This is a genomic window from Bacillus sp. 205(2023), from assembly GCF_037027485.1.
In the GTDB taxonomy this organism is placed as follows: Bacteria; Bacillota; Bacilli; order Bacillales; family Bacillaceae; genus Bacillus; species Bacillus halotolerans.
In genome coordinates this window covers 75,211-90,360 of the sequence record NZ_JAXCHF010000002.1, presented here as the reverse complement: position 1 = coordinate 90,360, position 15,150 = coordinate 75,211, and the positions used below count along the sequence as shown (strand labels likewise).

Genomic DNA, 15,150 nt, shown 5'->3' with positions numbered 1-15,150 from the left:
GCATGGGCCAGTCTTTTCTTTAATTTTCGCCGCTGAAATAAATTCCGAACTTTAAATTAAATTTAAGTTATAAATATTCGTTTTTGCCAATAAAATTTTCGTTTTTTTGAAAATAATCTTTTACATCGGCCTAAAAAACCATGTACAATAGTGGTGGTAAAAACAAAGAACAGGATACGGATAGGAGAGGATCTCGCTGATGAAACATTTACCTGCGCAAGACGAACAGGTGTTTAACGCCATTAAAAATGAGCGTGAACGCCAACAGACTAAGATCGAATTGATTGCTTCTGAAAACTTTGTAAGTGAAGCGGTTATGGAAGCACAAGGTTCTGTTTTAACAAACAAATACGCTGAAGGATATCCTGGCAAACGCTATTATGGCGGATGTGAGCACGTCGATGTCGTTGAAGATATCGCTCGTGACCGCGCGAAGGAAATCTTTGGAGCGGAGCATGTAAACGTTCAGCCACATTCAGGCGCACAAGCAAACATGGCTGTCTATTTCACGATTTTGGAACAAGGCGATACTGTACTTGGGATGAACCTCTCCCACGGCGGTCATTTAACACACGGAAGTCCAGTTAACTTCAGCGGTGTTCAATATAACTTTGTTGAGTACGGCGTAGATAAAGAAACTCAACATATTGATTACGATGACGTGCGTGAAAAAGCTCTCGCTCACAAGCCTAAGCTAATCGTGGCAGGAGCAAGTGCGTATCCTCGTACAATCGACTTTAAGAAATTCCGTGAAATTGCTGATGAAGTCGGCGCTTACTTTATGGTGGATATGGCGCATATCGCAGGACTTGTTGCGGCAGGCCTTCATCCAAACCCGGTTCCTTACGCTGATTTCGTTACAACAACGACACATAAAACACTTCGCGGACCTCGCGGCGGTATGATCCTTTGCCGTGAAGAGTTCGGCAAGAAAATTGATAAGTCCATCTTCCCTGGCATTCAAGGCGGACCGCTGATGCACGTAATTGCCGCAAAAGCTGTTTCATTCGGCGAAGTATTGCGCGATGATTTCAAAACATACGCACAAAACGTGATTTCAAACGCGAAGCGTCTTGCAGAATCATTAACAAAAGAGGGTGTTCAGCTCGTTTCCGGCGGAACTGACAACCACCTCATCCTGGTTGATCTTCGTTCTCTCGGACTGACAGGCAAGGTTGCAGAGCATGTGCTTGATGAAATCGGGATTACATCAAACAAAAACGCGATTCCATACGATCCTGAAAAACCGTTCGTAACAAGCGGTATCCGTCTCGGAACAGCTGCTGTGACAAGCCGCGGTTTTGACGGAGAGGCATTGGATGAAGTCGGTGCCATCATTGCGCTTGCATTGAAAAACCACGAAGATGAAGGAAAACTTGAAGAAGCAAGACAGCGCGTAGCTGCTCTGACTGGCAAGTTCCCTCTATATAAAGAATTAGATTACTAAGATTGAAAAACCCGCTCGGGCTTATGCCCGGCGGGTTTTTTGACGATGTCCTTGAAACTCAATGTCTTTTTTTGTAGAATCAATAGAAGTGTGAAATTGTCGATGGGACAATAAAAAAGGAGCTGAAACACAGTATGGGAAAGGTTTATGTATTTGATCATCCTTTAATTCAGCACAAGCTGACATATATTCGGAATGTAGAGACAGGCACGAAGGATTTTAGAGAGCTTGTAGACGAAGTAGCCACGCTTATGGCGTTTGAAATTACCCGTGATCTCCCTCTAGAGGAAGTGGATATCAACACACCGGTTCAGACTGCGAAATCGAAAGTCATCTCAGGGAAAAAACTCGGGGTTGTTCCTATTCTCAGAGCAGGTTTAGGAATGGTTGAAGGCATCTTGAAACTGATCCCTGCGGCAAAAGTGGGACATGTCGGTCTGTACCGTGATCCTGAAACCTTAAAACCCGTGGAATACTATGTGAAGCTTCCTTCTGATGTGGAAGAGCGTGAATTCATCGTGGTTGACCCGATGCTGGCCACAGGCGGTTCCGCAGTTGAAGCGATTAACAGCCTGAAAAAACGCGGTGCGAAAAACATCCGTTTCATGTGTCTCGTAGCTGCGCCTGAAGGTGTGGAAGAATTGCAGAAGCATCATTCTGACGTGGATATTTACATAGCGGCGCTTGATGAAAAATTAAATGAAAAAGGTTATATCGTTCCGGGTCTCGGAGACGCAGGAGACCGTATGTTCGGAACAAAATAAAAAAGAAAACCCGTTGGCGGGTTTTCTTTTTTTGTTATCCAGTTATTTGCTATTCGGTGAATCTCTATACAATTATAGGTGAAAATGTGAACATTCTGTGGAGGCTTACAGTATAAAAAGTTTTTTAACTTTAAACAGATTGACACATGTTAGGGGCTATTGTATGCTAAACGAGGGTATTATGAGAAGGTTTTCATAGCTTTCATTATAGTCCTCATCCCCAATGTAAATCCTCCCAGAAAACCCGTTTTATGAGGATTTATTCAAGCGAATGAAACAGCATCCCTGCAAGGCTTGCGGATGAATGATTTTTTCGAACAGGCCCGTTTTGCCGGACAAAAAAGGTCTTCTACTAGGGTTAACCGCTGATTTTGCCGTATCCAAGAAATACATTATTTTTTCATCAGGAGACAGATAGTTGATGGACGATCCCAAGCTACAATTTAGCAGACAACGAAAATATCTATTGTTCATTTTGGCAGCGTATGTACTGGGTTATGGTTTAACAGCGTATAAAACCGTTTTTTTAGGCCTTATTCTGGGAACTGTTTTCAGTTTGTTTAATTTTTTACTGCTCGTCAGAAGAATGAATGCTTTTGACAGGGCCGTTGCGAAAGGCAAGTCCATACGATCCCTTGGGAGCGCAGCGCGGTGGTGCAATGCGATTCTTGCTGCGGCTGTCGCCTATAAATATCCCGAGCATTTTCATATGGCAAGTACAGTTATTGGATTAATGACAATTTATCCTGTCATTATGATAGATTCCTTTATCCAGCTTAAACGTTCATCAATGGAAGAGAGGTGAAAACCCTTTGAATCATGAATACAGAACTATTGAATTTCTAGGACTTACTTTTAATCTGACAAACATTCTGATGATTACTGTGGCGAGTGTGATCGTGTTATTGATTGCCATCCTTACCACAAGAACGCTTTCGATCCGTCCCGGAAAAGCCCAGAACTTTATGGAATGGATTGTTGATTTTGTCCGCAATATTATCGGCAGTACAATGGATTTGAAAACAGGGGCTAACTTCTTGGCACTTGGTGTCACATTGCTGATGTACATATTTGTGTCGAATATGCTGGGGCTGCCGTTCTCTGTCACAATCGGACATGAGCTCTGGTGGAAATCTCCGACAGCCGATCCTGCCATTACATTAACGCTTGCCGTAATGGTCGTCGCTTTAACCCATTATTATGGTGTAAAGATGAAAGGGCTCAAGGAATATTCCAAGGAGTATTTAAGACCTGTTCCGTTCATGCTCCCGATGAAAATCATAGAAGAGTTTGCGAATACGCTGACTCTCGGTTTGCGGCTTTATGGTAACATCTTCGCCGGTGAGATTCTTCTCGGCCTGCTTGCGGGATTAGCGACAAGCTTCTATTCGCAAAGCGTGGTTCTCGGACTTGTCGGTACAATCGGTGCCATTCTGCCGATGCTGGCATGGCAGGCATTCAGTTTATTTATAGGTGCCATCCAGGCGTTTATCTTTACGATGCTGACGATGGTGTACATGTCTCATAAAATCAGTAATGATCATTAAAACATTATATCCAAACGGATAACATTTTAAAGGAGGAACTTTTTCATGAATTTAATAGCAGCTGCGATTGCAATTGGTTTAGGCGCACTTGGTGCAGGTATTGGTAACGGTTTGATTGTTTCACGTACGGTAGAGGGGATTGCCCGTCAGCCGGAGGCAGGTAAAGAACTTAGAACTCTTATGTTCATGGGTATCGCATTAGTTGAGGCCCTTCCTATTATCGCTGTCGTTATCGCATTCTTAGCGTTCTTTGGCTAAGCATAAAAGCCTTATATGAACTAAAAATGGCGAAGATCATTCCAAGAGAACCTTCGCCATTGCTTTATGTCTGATAAGCATCCCGCCTTGCCGGCTGAAAAGAGACAAGTGCGGCTGCTGGATCAGCAAAGAAAAACCTGCAGAAGGGAGTTGCCGTAGTAGATGTCTCAATTACCACTTGAACTAGGACTGTCGTTTAACGGCGGAGATATCCTGTTCCAACTGTTAGCTATGTTAATTTTATTAGCGCTTCTGAAGAAATACGCTTTAGGGCCGCTATTAAACATAATGAAACAGCGTGAAGATCATATCGCTGGAGAAATTACGTCTGCTGAAGAAAAAAATAAAGAAGCGCAGCAGCTTATTGATGAGCAGCGCGCTATGTTAAAAGAAGCAAGACAGGAATCCCAAACGCTTATCGAAAATGCGAAGAAACTGGGAGAGAACCAAAAAGAAGAGATTATTCAGGCTGCGCGTGCAGAATCTGAACGTCTGAAAGAAGCAGCCAGAACTGAAATCGTGAAGGAAAAAGAACAGGCGGTTTCTGCTCTCCGTGAGCAAGTAGCGTCTCTTTCTGTCATGATTGCGTCGAAAGTGATCGAAAAAGAACTGGATGAACAGGCTCAAGAGAAATTGATCCAGGACTATCTTAAAGAGGTAGGAGAAAGCCGATGAGTGGATCAGCTGTCTCTAAACGATATGCATCAGCTCTTTTCGATATTGCCAATGAGTCCTCTCAGCTCAATCAGGTAGAAGAAGAGCTAAAAGTTGTAAAAGAAGTATTTCAAAATGAAAAAGCGCTAAATGATGTGTTAAACCATCCGAAGGTGCCGGGCAAAAAGAAAAAAGAACTCATCCAAAACGCTTTTGGATCTTTATCACAGTCCGTGCTCCATACGATTTTTCTTTTGATTGACCGTCATCGGGCATCAATTGTGCCTGATCTCACAGATGAGTTTGTGAAACTCGCAAACGAGGCCCGTCAAACAGAAGACGCAATTGTATATTCAGTTAAACCGCTGACGGATGCGGAAATTTCATCATTATCACAAGTGTTTGCAAAAAAAGCCGGAGTCGCTTCTCTGAGAATCAGAAATGAAGTGCAGACGGATTTAATAGGCGGCATTAAAGTCCGCATTGGAAACCGGATTTTTGACGGCAGCGTAAGCGGAAAGCTTCAGCGCATTGAACGTCAACTTGCCGGGGAAAATCGATAGAAGGGGTGAAACCTAAGTGAGCATCAAAGCTGAAGAGATTAGCACGCTGATAAAACAGCAAATACAAAATTATCAATCTGAAATTGAAGTTCATGACGTAGGTACAGTCATCCAAGTCGGTGACGGTATCGCTCGTGTACACGGTCTTGACAACTGTATGGCCGGTGAACTTGTTGAATTTTCAAACGGCGTTTTGGGTATGGCTCAAAACCTTGAAGAATCAAACGTAGGTATCGTTATCTTAGGACCTTACACAGAGATCCGTGAAGGGGACGAAGTAAAAAGAACAGGCCGCATCATGGAGGTTCCTGTCGGTGAAGAATTAATCGGCCGTATTGTGAACCCGTTAGGTCAGCCGGTAGACGGACTTGGCCCGATCCTCACAAGCAAAACTCGTCCGATCGAAAGCCAGGCACCTGGTGTTATGGACCGTAAATCCGTTCATGAACCGCTTCAAACTGGTATTAAAGCAATTGATGCACTGATTCCAATCGGCCGCGGCCAGCGTGAGCTGATCATCGGTGACCGTCAAACAGGTAAAACATCTGTTGCGATCGATTCGATCTTAAACCAAAAAGACCAAGACATGATCTGCGTATATGTAGCGATCGGTCAAAAAGAATCTACAGTCCGCGGCGTAGTAGAAACATTGCGTAAGCACGGCGCGCTTGATTATACAATTGTTGTAACGGCGTCTGCGTCACAGCCGGCACCGCTTCTGTACCTTGCTCCGTATGCAGGGGTTACAATGGCAGAAGAATTTATGTACAATGGCAAGCACGTTCTTGTTGTATACGATGATCTTTCTAAACAAGCGGCTGCTTACCGTGAGCTGTCCTTGCTTCTTCGCCGTCCGCCAGGCCGTGAAGCGTTCCCGGGGGATGTATTCTATCTTCATTCCCGTCTGCTTGAGCGTGCAGCAAAGCTTAGCGACGCGAAAGGCGCAGGATCAATTACAGCTCTGCCGTTCGTAGAAACTCAAGCCGGAGATATCTCAGCGTATATCCCGACAAACGTTATTTCCATCACCGACGGACAGATATTCCTGCAATCTGATTTGTTCTTCTCAGGCGTACGCCCAGCGATCAACGCCGGATTGTCTGTATCACGTGTCGGCGGTTCCGCGCAAATCAAAGCGATGAAAAAAGTATCAGGAACATTGCGTCTTGATCTTGCATCATACCGTGAGCTGGAAGCATTCGCTCAATTCGGATCTGACCTCGACCAAGCGACTCAGGCGAAACTGAACCGCGGTGCGCGCACAGTTGAAGTACTGAAGCAGGATCTGAACAAGCCGCTTCCGGTTGAAAAACAGGTAGCCATTCTTTATGCGCTGACAAAAGGATATCTTGATGATATTCCTGTAGCGGACATCAGACGTTTTGAAGAAGAGTACTACATGTACCTTGACCAAAACCATAAAGAGCTGCTTGACGGAATTGCAAAAACAGGGAACCTTCCTGCTGATGAAGACTTCGCAGCTGCAATCGAAGGCTTCAAACGCACATTTGCACCAAGCAACTAACTCGAATGCTGATGAGAGAAAAAGGTTCTCTTTTTCTCTCTTTTTACGCAAATGAAGAGAAAAGGTGGTGAAATCTTTGGCCTCATTACGCGATATTAAGTCAAGGATCACGTCAACGAAAAAAACGAGCCAGATTACAAAAGCCATGCAGATGGTATCTGCAGCTAAGCTGAATCGTGCTGAAAACAATGCAAAATCATTTGTGCCATATATGGATAAGATCCAAGAGGTTGTATCAAATGTCGGAAAAGTATCCGGCAGCGCGAAACATCCGATGCTTCTCAGCAGAGAAGTGAAAAAGACGGCATACCTCGTTATTACATCTGACCGCGGTCTTGCTGGCGCTTTTAACAGTTCGGTTTTACGAAGTGCTTATCAGGCCATTCAAGAACGTCATCAGTCTAAGGATGAGTATGCAGTGATCGTTATCGGACGAGTGGGCCGTGATTTCTTTAAAAAACGCGACATTCCGATCATTTCTGAGTTAACAGGACTTGGAGACGAAGTGTCGTTTTCAGAAATTAAGGACCTTGCCCGTCAAACGATTCAAATGTTTATAGACGGTGCATTTGATGAATTGCACCTTGTATATAACCATTATGTCAGCGCCATTTCTCAAGAAGTGACGGAGAAAAAACTTCTGCCGCTATCTGATTTGGGCGGCGGCGGAAAAAGAACGGCGTCTTATGAATTTGAACCGTCTGAAGAGGAGGTTCTGGAGGTTTTGCTTCCTCAATACGCAGAAAGCTTAATCTTCGGTGCGCTTCTTGACAGTAAAGCAAGTGAACATGCTGCAAGAATGACGGCGATGAAAAACGCGACAGACAATGCGAAGGATCTTATCGATTCACTTTCGCTTTCTTACAACCGCGCTCGCCAAGCAGCGATCACACAAGAAATTACGGAAATTGTCGGCGGAGCAGCCGCTTTAGAATAGAAAGATTTTGTCAGGAGGGATAGCGATGAAGAAAGGACGCGTTAGCCAGGTATTAGGACCAGTTGTCGACGTACGTTTTGAAGACGGTCACTTACCTGAAATATATAATGCGATTAAAATTTCACAGCCGGCTGGAAGTGAAAACGAAGTAGGTATTGATTTGACGCTTGAGGTCGCTCTTCATTTAGGCGATGACACAGTCCGTACAATCGCAATGGCATCTACGGATGGTGTTCAGCGCGGAATGGAAGCTGTCGATACGGGAGCGCCGATTTCAGTTCCGGTTGGTAATGTGACACTCGGCCGTGTATTTAACGTACTCGGAGAAAATATTGATTTAAATGAGCCGGTTCCTGCGGATGCGAAGAAGGACCCGATTCACAGACAGGCTCCTTCATTTGATCAGCTTTCAACAGAAGTTGAAATCCTTGAAACAGGAATTAAAGTTGTTGACTTGCTTGCTCCATACATCAAGGGCGGTAAGATTGGATTGTTCGGCGGTGCCGGTGTAGGTAAAACCGTATTAATCCAGGAATTGATCAACAACATCGCGCAAGAGCACGGCGGTATCTCTGTATTCGCCGGCGTAGGAGAGCGTACTCGTGAAGGGAACGACCTTTTCTACGAGATGAGCGACTCTGGCGTAATCAACAAAACAGCCATGGTATTCGGACAAATGAACGAGCCGCCGGGCGCACGTATGCGTGTTGCACTGACAGGTCTTACAATGGCTGAGCATTTCCGTGATGAGCAAGGACAGGACGTACTGTTCTTCATCGATAACATCTTCCGTTTCACACAAGCGGGTTCAGAGGTTTCTGCCCTTCTCGGCCGTATGCCTTCTGCGGTTGGTTATCAGCCGACGCTTGCAACTGAAATGGGTCAGCTTCAAGAGCGTATCACGTCTACAAACGTTGGATCCGTTACATCTATCCAGGCGATCTACGTGCCTGCCGATGACTACACTGACCCGGCGCCGGCAACGACGTTCGCTCACTTGGATGCGACAACAAACCTTGAGCGTAAGTTAACTGAGATGGGTATCTACCCTGCGGTTGATCCGTTGGCTTCTACATCACGCGCCCTTGCTCCAGAAATTGTCGGAGAAGAGCATTATGCGGTTGCCCGTGAAGTTCAATCAACGCTTCAGCGTTACAAAGAGCTTCAGGATATCATTGCGATTCTCGGTATGGATGAATTGAGTGACGAAGATAAACTTGTCGTTCAACGCGCACGCCGCATTCAGTTCTTCCTTTCTCAAAACTTCCACGTGGCTGAACAGTTCACTGGACAAAAAGGTTCTTACGTGCCTGTAAAAGAAACGGTTCAAGGTTTCAAAGAAATCTTAGCCGGCAAATACGACCATCTTCCTGAAGATGCGTTCCGTCTTGTAGGCCGTATCGAAGAAGTTATTGAGAAAGCAAAAGAAATGGGTGTAGAAGTTTAAACTGGTCCTAGGAGGGTAAAAGCATGAAGACCGTTCAAGTCAATATCGTTACTCCCGACGGCCCAGTATACGATGCGAATATCGAAATGGTGAGTGTGAGAGCCGAAAGCGGCGATCTCGGTATTTTGCCAGGTCATATTCCAACCGTGGCTCCTCTTAAAATCGGCGCTGTTCGTCTGAAAAAAGACGGACAGACTGAATTGGTTGCCGTCAGCGGCGGATTTATAGAAGTTCGTCCTGATCAGGTGACCATCCTTGCCCAAACTGCTGAGACAGCGGAAGGCATCGATAAAGAGCGCGCTGAAGCTGCACGTCAGCGGGCGCAGGAGCGTTTGAATTCTCAATCAGATGATACTGACATTCGTCGGGCTGAGCTTGCATTACAGCGGGCTTTGAACAGATTGGATGTAGCAGGGAAATAATAAAAAAATCCTTCTCTTCATGAGAAGGATTTTTTTATGACTGCACAAGAGAATCAAACAGTGACAGCAGCGGCTGACTCTCTTTTTGACGCAAGTATAAACGGTCACAGCAATTCACGGTATGCCATGATTTACGGTGTCTTCTAAAGCCCATTGTATAAGCCCCGTCTGTATACGGATAAGGCTTTACGATCCATTCGGCATCTTCGTGATGGGCAATCACACAATCTATAAGATAAACACTGATCATCTTCTCAAATTCTTCAATAGGAAGATTCCAATCAGCAAGCAAAAGCTCTTGTATGCTTTGAAAATAAAAATGTTCAAGTTCTTCGAGGCTTTCTCTCGTTTGGGTGAGAGAAATGTTATAAAACTGACACAATTCATTCAGTTCTTCAATCTGTGACTGTCTATAATCATAATAGAATGCAATTGCTTCCCATTCCTGCTCAAATACAGGCAAGTCCTCACCATATTGCTTTTCAGGCTGAAAAAATGAATGATTCATAATTGCCAGCTCCTTTCCAAAAAAGTATACCATGCAAAAGAGCCGCTGTTTAAGCGGAGATTAGCCCTAGTTTTGGATGAATATTCCGTTCTGTATAAAATGTATCATCTTTATCTCTTCTTCTTATATAATAAGAAAGGGTATAAAGCGGAGAATGGATGAAAGGAGTGCGTATAGATGAGCGTATTGGGACAGCAGGCTGCAATTGGCATTATCGTTCACTTGATTTTTATCGCGGTCACTTGGTGGGCGCTGCAAGCCGTCAATATTGATCCGTTAATCAGAAAAGGCAAAGTCGTGCAGGCAAGACTTCTAATGATTTTGCTGACCATTGCAATCGGAACGACTGTCGGAAACTTCTTTTTAGATTACCTTAATTATTCACAGCAGCTTCCCTATTTATTTTGATAGGTTTTGATTGCCGAAAACATGGGAATGGCTGGGGAAGCGGGATAAATCGCTTCCTGTAATCACGCGAGTTTTGACGAAGATTTTCACGTATGGCACCCCTTGCCTCCGGTAAAACTGGAGATTAGGGGGAGAGATCATAATGAAGAAAAAACAAGTAAGCCATGCTATTATTGTATCTGTTGTGTTAAGTTTCGTCATTGCTGTTTTCCATACGATTCATGCGAGTGAGCTAACGCCATTAGCACAAATTGCAGAGGGAATGGAACGCCAGAATGTGTCAATTGATAAGTGGACTTTGCATGCAAAACAAAATATGTCTCTGACCGAAAAAGAATTTTATAAAAAAGTGCAACGTTTAAAATCAGAGTATCGTCAATATAATTGGGCACTTGCACAGGAAGACCAAATAGTAAAGGCCATTGGCACGTATACTGACAAAAAAAATCATACTTCTTTTAAACTGCAGCTTGTCACAACCCTCAAAAAACACAACCCAACTTCGTATTTATTATATGAGCAAATGAGTCTTGAGACACCGATTAGCTGGAATGATACATATGAACAGTTTGAACGGCAGGCACTCGGGATATTCCAAGAAAAAGTAGTTATTTTTACTTGTCTAAATGGTCATTTAGATGATAATATGAATATTGTTTTGCAAAAAAAAGCAAATCAGTTATTAAATGAATTTCAAGCAAGATCTGTTGAACATGTAGTTGAGCCAAGTTTCGTTTCTATTTCTGCGTATACAGATGAGTGGAAAGAGTCTATCATGACCTCAGAACATAAAATGAATTTGCAAATTGCACTTAGAAGTGCAGGAATGGGCGGAAAACATATCGTTACGGTTGGCACACCAATCGTTACGACTGAATATTAATATAGAGAATTTAGGGACGCGGAGGGGAATACCTTGGAAAAAATCATCGTCCGCGGCGGTCAAAAGTTAAACGGCACAGTCAAAGTTGAAGGCGCTAAAAATGCCGTTTTACCAGTTATCGCTGCATCTTTATTAGCAAGTGAAGAAAAAAGCGTAATTTGTGATGTACCTACGCTCTCCGATGTATATACAATTAATGAAGTGTTGCGTCATTTAGGAGCAGATGTGCATTTTGAGAATAATGAAGTCACTGTAAATGCTTCATACGCTTTGCAAACTGAAGCACCTTTTGAATATGTGCGTAAAATGCGTGCGTCTGTGCTTGTCATGGGGCCGCTTCTTGCGCGTACAGGTCATGCAAGAGTAGCGCTTCCGGGCGGATGCGCAATTGGATCAAGACCAATAGACCAGCATTTAAAAGGTTTTGAAGCAATGGGCGCAGAAATTAAAGTCGGTAATGGCTTCATTGAAGCTGAAGTAAAAGGCCGTCTGCAAGGCGCAAAAATCTATCTGGATTTCCCAAGTGTGGGAGCAACAGAAAACCTGATTATGGCAGCTGCTTTAGCAGAAGGAACAACAACGCTTGAGAACGTGGCGAAAGAGCCTGAAATCGTTGATTTAGCAAACTATATCAACGGCATGGGCGGAAAAATCCGCGGAGCGGGCACCGGCACCATTAAAATTGAAGGAGTCGACAAGCTTCACGGCGTAAGACACCATATTATACCTGACCGTATTGAAGCGGGCACATTCATGGTTGCCGCTGCAATCACTGAAGGAAATGTTTTAGTTAAAGGAGCGGTTCCTGAACACCTCACTTCTTTAATCGCAAAAATGGAAGAGATGGGTGTTACGATTAAGGATGAAGGAGAAGGCCTTCGTGTGATCGGTCCGAAAGAACTGAAACCGATCGACATTAAAACAATGCCTCACCCTGGATTCCCGACTGATATGCAGTCACAAATGATGGCGCTTCTGCTTCGTGCAAGCGGCACAAGCATGATTACGGAAACTGTTTTTGAAAACCGTTTTATGCATGCGGAAGAATTCCGCCGTATGAATGGTGATATCAAGATTGAAGGTCGTTCTGTGATTATTAACGGCCCTGTACAGCTTCAAGGAGCTGAAGTTGCAGCTACTGACTTGCGTGCAGGCGCAGCGTTGATTCTTGCGGGGTTAGTGGCTGAAGGTCATACACGTGTTACTGAACTGAAACACTTAGACCGCGGTTATGTTGATTTCCATCAGAAGCTTGCCGGTCTTGGCGCAGACATCGAACGTGTAAACGATGAGTCTGCTTCTGAGCAAGAAAGCAAAGAAGTTGTCTCAGACTTAAACGCATAAAGGATTGAAAATCAGTATGTCATTCTGGCATACTGGTTTTTTATTTTTAGTGTATTATCATCATTATGCGCAAAATAGCAAAAAAGAATACGTAAATGACAAATAAAGTTTCTGTCCAAAAGGAGAGTCATATTAGCTTGTCCCTGCCCATAGACTAGACTAGAATCGAATCCCGAGCAGGAGGCAGCTGAATATGAAACAATTCGCAATCACACTATCCGTACTATGTGCATTGATTCTCTTGGTCCCCACACTCTTAGTGATCCCGTTTCAGCATAATAAAGAAGCCGGGGCCAGAGGAGAATCAGGAAAGACAGCAGTCAACACGATACAAGAATCAAAAGGAGCGGAAACATTGAAAGCATCGCCTGTTTCTATTCCAGTCTATCGAACCGCCAATCAATCCGTAGAAGATATTCCGCTTGAAGAGTATGTCATCGGAGTCGTCGCCTCCGAAATGCCGGCTACCTTTGAACCTGAAGCGCTGAAGGCTCAGGCTCTCGCCGCAAGAACGTTTATTGTCAGACTGATGGTCTCAAATTCTGCAGTAGAGGCCCCTAAAGGCTCGCTGGTGGATGATACTCAGATGTTCCAGGTGTACAAAAGCAAAGCGGAGCTGAAGAAACAGTGGGGCGCAGATTATGAAGCAAAGCTGAAAAAAATCACAGATGCGGTTGCCAGTACGCAAGGCAAAATCTTAACGTACAACAACCAGCCGATTGAAGCCTCCTTTTTCTCCACAAGCAACGGTTATACAGAAAATGCGGAAGCATATTGGACAAGTGCCATTCCTTATTTAAAAAGCGTCAAAAGCTCTTGGGATAAAAAGTCTCCGAAGTATAAGGCCACCAGAACCTTTACAGTGGCGCAATTTGAACAAAAGCTTGGCGTCCGGCTGAATGGGTCAAATACAGTCGGAAAAATTACCGGAGAGACACCGGGCCATCAGGTGGCAACAGCTGTCATTAACGGCAAGACGCTGAAAGGAAGGGACATACGCGAAAAGCTTGGCCTCAATTCAGCTGATTTTGAATGGAAACGAAACGGAGACACCATTACCATTACCACAAAAGGCTTTGGCCACGGTGTGGGAATGAGCCAGTATGGAGCCAATTTTATGGCGAAAGAGGGCAAAACAGTTGATGAGATTGTGAAGTACTATTATCAAGGAACACAGGTTTCAACCGCCGATTCGTTTTTGAATAAGTATATGGCGAAGAAATAAAAAGACGCTTCATAAAGCGTCTTTTTTGCCGTTTTTAAGCGTATATTCTGTTCCTTAGTCTATTTTATGTAAGAGCGGTTAAAGACCTTCTAAAGGCCTCCTGCGTATTTTACAGCCTATATGATGATGAGGGAATCAGTTCCTTTTTCATATTTGCTGACACTGAGATTGTGGTAAAGTAATCCACATTGATCGACAGGCTTCGACAGACTCATATAACGAAAGGCGAAAGGCTGACAATCATGATTTTTCATCCTGCTGTTAGGCGGAAATCACTAATAAAAACAAAGGTTTCTATGCAAAAGTAAACAGCGGTAATGGGGAAGCCCGCCCTATTTATTTCTCTGTTTTTGTCGATTACGATTAGTTATGTTCAGCGTTGAACATCTGCACGCAGAAACAAACTTGAAAAGGGGCACGAACATGAAGAAAAGATTTTCACTGATCATGATGACAGGATTGCTATTTGGACTGACGTCACCTGCTTTTGCTGCTGAAAAAACAGAACCGAAGGCTGAAGCTCCGGCAAACGTGGCGGTTTTGCTAGATGCTAGCGGAAGCATGGCGAAAAGAATAGACGGTGTATCTAAATTTAATTCAGCCAAAAAAGAAATTTCAAAGTTTGCAAGCTCACTGCCTGCGGACACTCAAGTGAAAATGAGTGTGTTTGGTTCAGAAGGAAACAATAAGAATTCCGGAAAAGTTCAATCATGCGAAGCCATTCGCAACGTATACGGCTTCCAAAGCTTTAACGAACAGAGCTTCCTCAATTCTCTTAACACAATCGGGCCGACTGGCTGGACACCGATCGCAAAAGCGCTGAACGAGGCAAAATCTTCTTTCGATCAGCTTGATGCAAAAGGAGAAAAAGTCGTTTACCTGCTAACAGACGGTGAGGAAACATGCGGCGGCAACCCGATCAAAACAGCAAAAGAACTTCATAAAGACAACATCACAGTAAATGTGATTGGATTTGACTATAAAGAAGGGTATAAAGGCCAGCTGAACGCAATTGCTAAAGTCGGCGGCGGAGAATATTTCCCTGCTTATACGCAAAAAGATGTTGAGAAAATTTTCACTCAGCAATCACTGATGTTATCTAAATAAGAAAAAAAGAGGCTGAAAGGTCAGCCTCTTTTTTGTTTTTAACAAAACGTTCAAAAGTAAGCAGCTGCCCGCCTGTAGCATAGTAGCAGATTTCAGCTTTTCTCTCCTGAT

At 44.0% G+C, this 15,150-nt stretch carries 17 protein-coding genes; 16 read left to right on the top strand and 1 reads right to left on the bottom strand.

Annotation, left to right across the window (positions count from 1 at the left end; translation table 11 throughout):
• Positions 1–199: 199 nt before the first annotated feature.
• From glyA to WA325_RS07910, 11 genes are all read left to right on the top strand, one after another.
• A complete protein-coding gene (glyA, locus tag WA325_RS07960) occupies positions 200–1,447 on the top strand; it encodes a serine hydroxymethyltransferase (protein WP_105954104.1) in 1,248 nt (415 codons plus the stop codon).
• A 134-nt stretch (positions 1,448–1,581) separates the two neighbouring features.
• The gene (gene upp / locus WA325_RS07955) at positions 1,582–2,211 is read left to right on the top strand and encodes a uracil phosphoribosyltransferase (protein ID WP_003235778.1); all 630 of its coding nucleotides are present in this window, start codon (positions 1,582–1,584) and stop codon (positions 2,209–2,211) included.
• Positions 2,212–2,632: 421 nt separating this feature from the next.
• A complete protein-coding gene (gene atpI / locus WA325_RS07950; protein WP_010332235.1) occupies positions 2,633–3,016 on the top strand; it encodes an ATP synthase subunit I in 384 nt (127 codons plus the stop codon).
• A 7-nt stretch (positions 3,017–3,023) separates the two neighbouring features.
• Entirely contained in the window at positions 3,024–3,758 is a 735-nt protein-coding gene (gene atpB / locus WA325_RS07945) for a F0F1 ATP synthase subunit A (RefSeq protein ID WP_024123167.1), read from the top strand.
• A 45-nt stretch (positions 3,759–3,803) separates the two neighbouring features.
• Positions 3,804–4,016 carry a F0F1 ATP synthase subunit C gene (gene atpE / locus WA325_RS07940; RefSeq protein WP_003151167.1) on the top strand — a complete coding sequence of 71 codons (213 nt, stop codon included), beginning with the start codon at positions 3,804–3,806 and terminating at the stop codon, positions 4,014–4,016.
• Between the two features lie 162 nt (positions 4,017–4,178).
• A complete protein-coding gene (gene atpF, locus WA325_RS07935) occupies positions 4,179–4,691 on the top strand; it encodes a F0F1 ATP synthase subunit B (protein ID WP_024123166.1) in 513 nt (170 codons plus the stop codon).
• Positions 4,688–5,233 carry a F0F1 ATP synthase subunit delta gene (locus tag WA325_RS07930; protein ID WP_326049846.1) on the top strand — a complete coding sequence of 182 codons (546 nt, stop codon included), beginning with the start codon at positions 4,688–4,690 and terminating at the stop codon, positions 5,231–5,233. Before atpF ends, WA325_RS07930 begins: the two co-directional genes overlap by 4 nt.
• A 16-nt stretch (positions 5,234–5,249) precedes the next feature.
• Positions 5,250–6,758 carry a F0F1 ATP synthase subunit alpha gene (gene atpA, locus WA325_RS07925; protein WP_044159727.1) on the top strand — a complete coding sequence of 503 codons (1,509 nt, stop codon included), beginning with the start codon at positions 5,250–5,252 and terminating at the stop codon, positions 6,756–6,758.
• Between the two features lie 76 nt (positions 6,759–6,834).
• Positions 6,835–7,695 (top strand): ATP synthase F1 subunit gamma, encoded by an 861-nt coding sequence (atpG, locus tag WA325_RS07920; protein WP_010332230.1) that lies wholly within the window; start codon positions 6,835–6,837, stop codon positions 7,693–7,695.
• 25 nt (positions 7,696–7,720) lie between these two features.
• Positions 7,721–9,142, top strand: coding sequence for a F0F1 ATP synthase subunit beta (gene atpD / locus WA325_RS07915; RefSeq protein ID WP_105954102.1), 1,422 nt, complete (start codon positions 7,721–7,723; stop codon positions 9,140–9,142).
• A 23-nt stretch (positions 9,143–9,165) separates the two neighbouring features.
• Positions 9,166–9,564, top strand: coding sequence for a F0F1 ATP synthase subunit epsilon (locus tag WA325_RS07910; protein WP_010332228.1), 399 nt, complete (start codon positions 9,166–9,168; stop codon positions 9,562–9,564).
• A 34-nt stretch (positions 9,565–9,598) separates the two neighbouring features.
• Here the strand turns inward: WA325_RS07910 and WA325_RS07905 are convergent, their stop codons facing one another.
• Positions 9,599–10,072 carry a hypothetical protein gene (locus tag WA325_RS07905; RefSeq protein WP_336183428.1) on the bottom strand — a complete coding sequence of 158 codons (474 nt, stop codon included), beginning with the start codon at positions 10,070–10,072 and terminating at the stop codon, positions 9,599–9,601.
• Between the two features lie 177 nt (positions 10,073–10,249).
• Between WA325_RS07905 and WA325_RS07900 the strand changes: the two genes are divergently transcribed.
• The 5 genes from WA325_RS07900 to WA325_RS07880 all read left to right on the top strand — a co-directional run bounded on the left by WA325_RS07900 (position 10,250) and on the right by WA325_RS07880 (position 15,039).
• Positions 10,250–10,480 carry a DUF1146 family protein gene (locus WA325_RS07900; RefSeq protein ID WP_010332226.1) on the top strand — a complete coding sequence of 77 codons (231 nt, stop codon included), beginning with the start codon at positions 10,250–10,252 and terminating at the stop codon, positions 10,478–10,480.
• A 142-nt stretch (positions 10,481–10,622) separates the two neighbouring features.
• Complete coding sequence (locus WA325_RS07895; RefSeq protein ID WP_105990813.1) at positions 10,623–11,363, top strand: YwmB family TATA-box binding protein; 741 nt, start codon at positions 10,623–10,625, stop codon at positions 11,361–11,363.
• Positions 11,364–11,396: 33 nt separating this feature from the next.
• Positions 11,397–12,707, top strand: a complete 1,311-nt coding sequence (gene murA, locus WA325_RS07890; RefSeq protein WP_024123156.1) for a UDP-N-acetylglucosamine 1-carboxyvinyltransferase — start codon at positions 11,397–11,399, stop codon at positions 12,705–12,707.
• Between the two features lie 193 nt (positions 12,708–12,900).
• Entirely contained in the window at positions 12,901–13,932 is a 1,032-nt protein-coding gene (gene spoIID, locus WA325_RS07885) for a stage II sporulation protein D (RefSeq protein WP_248338199.1), read from the top strand.
• 423 nt (positions 13,933–14,355) lie between these two features.
• Positions 14,356–15,039 (top strand): vWA domain-containing protein, encoded by a 684-nt coding sequence (locus tag WA325_RS07880; protein WP_024123154.1) that lies wholly within the window; start codon positions 14,356–14,358, stop codon positions 15,037–15,039.
• The last annotated feature ends 111 nt before the right edge of the window (positions 15,040–15,150 follow it).

Bases quoted from the DNA above. Each gene is read 5' to 3' on its own strand.
- glyA (WP_105954104.1), top strand. From the start codon at position 200: ATGAAACATTTACCTGCGCAAGACGAACAGGTGTTTAACGCCATTAAA.
- upp (WP_003235778.1), top strand. From the start codon at position 1,582: ATGGGAAAGGTTTATGTATTTGATCATCCTTTAATTCAGCACAAGCTG.
- atpI (WP_010332235.1), top strand. From the start codon at position 2,633: ATGGACGATCCCAAGCTACAATTTAGCAGACAACGAAAATATCTATTG.
- atpE (WP_003151167.1), top strand. From the start codon at position 3,804: ATGAATTTAATAGCAGCTGCGATTGCAATTGGTTTAGGCGCACTTGGT.
- atpF (WP_024123166.1), top strand. From the start codon at position 4,179: ATGTCTCAATTACCACTTGAACTAGGACTGTCGTTTAACGGCGGAGAT.
- WA325_RS07930 (WP_326049846.1), top strand. From the start codon at position 4,688: ATGAGTGGATCAGCTGTCTCTAAACGATATGCATCAGCTCTTTTCGAT.
- atpD (WP_105954102.1), top strand. From the start codon at position 7,721: ATGAAGAAAGGACGCGTTAGCCAGGTATTAGGACCAGTTGTCGACGTA.
- WA325_RS07910 (WP_010332228.1), top strand. From the start codon at position 9,166: ATGAAGACCGTTCAAGTCAATATCGTTACTCCCGACGGCCCAGTATAC.
- WA325_RS07905 (WP_336183428.1), bottom strand. From the start codon at position 10,072: ATGAATCATTCATTTTTTCAGCCTGAAAAGCAATATGGTGAGGACTTG.
- WA325_RS07900 (WP_010332226.1), top strand. From the start codon at position 10,250: ATGAGCGTATTGGGACAGCAGGCTGCAATTGGCATTATCGTTCACTTG.
- WA325_RS07895 (WP_105990813.1), top strand. From the start codon at position 10,623: ATGAAGAAAAAACAAGTAAGCCATGCTATTATTGTATCTGTTGTGTTA.
- spoIID (WP_248338199.1), top strand. From the start codon at position 12,901: ATGAAACAATTCGCAATCACACTATCCGTACTATGTGCATTGATTCTC.
- WA325_RS07880 (WP_024123154.1), top strand. From the start codon at position 14,356: ATGAAGAAAAGATTTTCACTGATCATGATGACAGGATTGCTATTTGGA.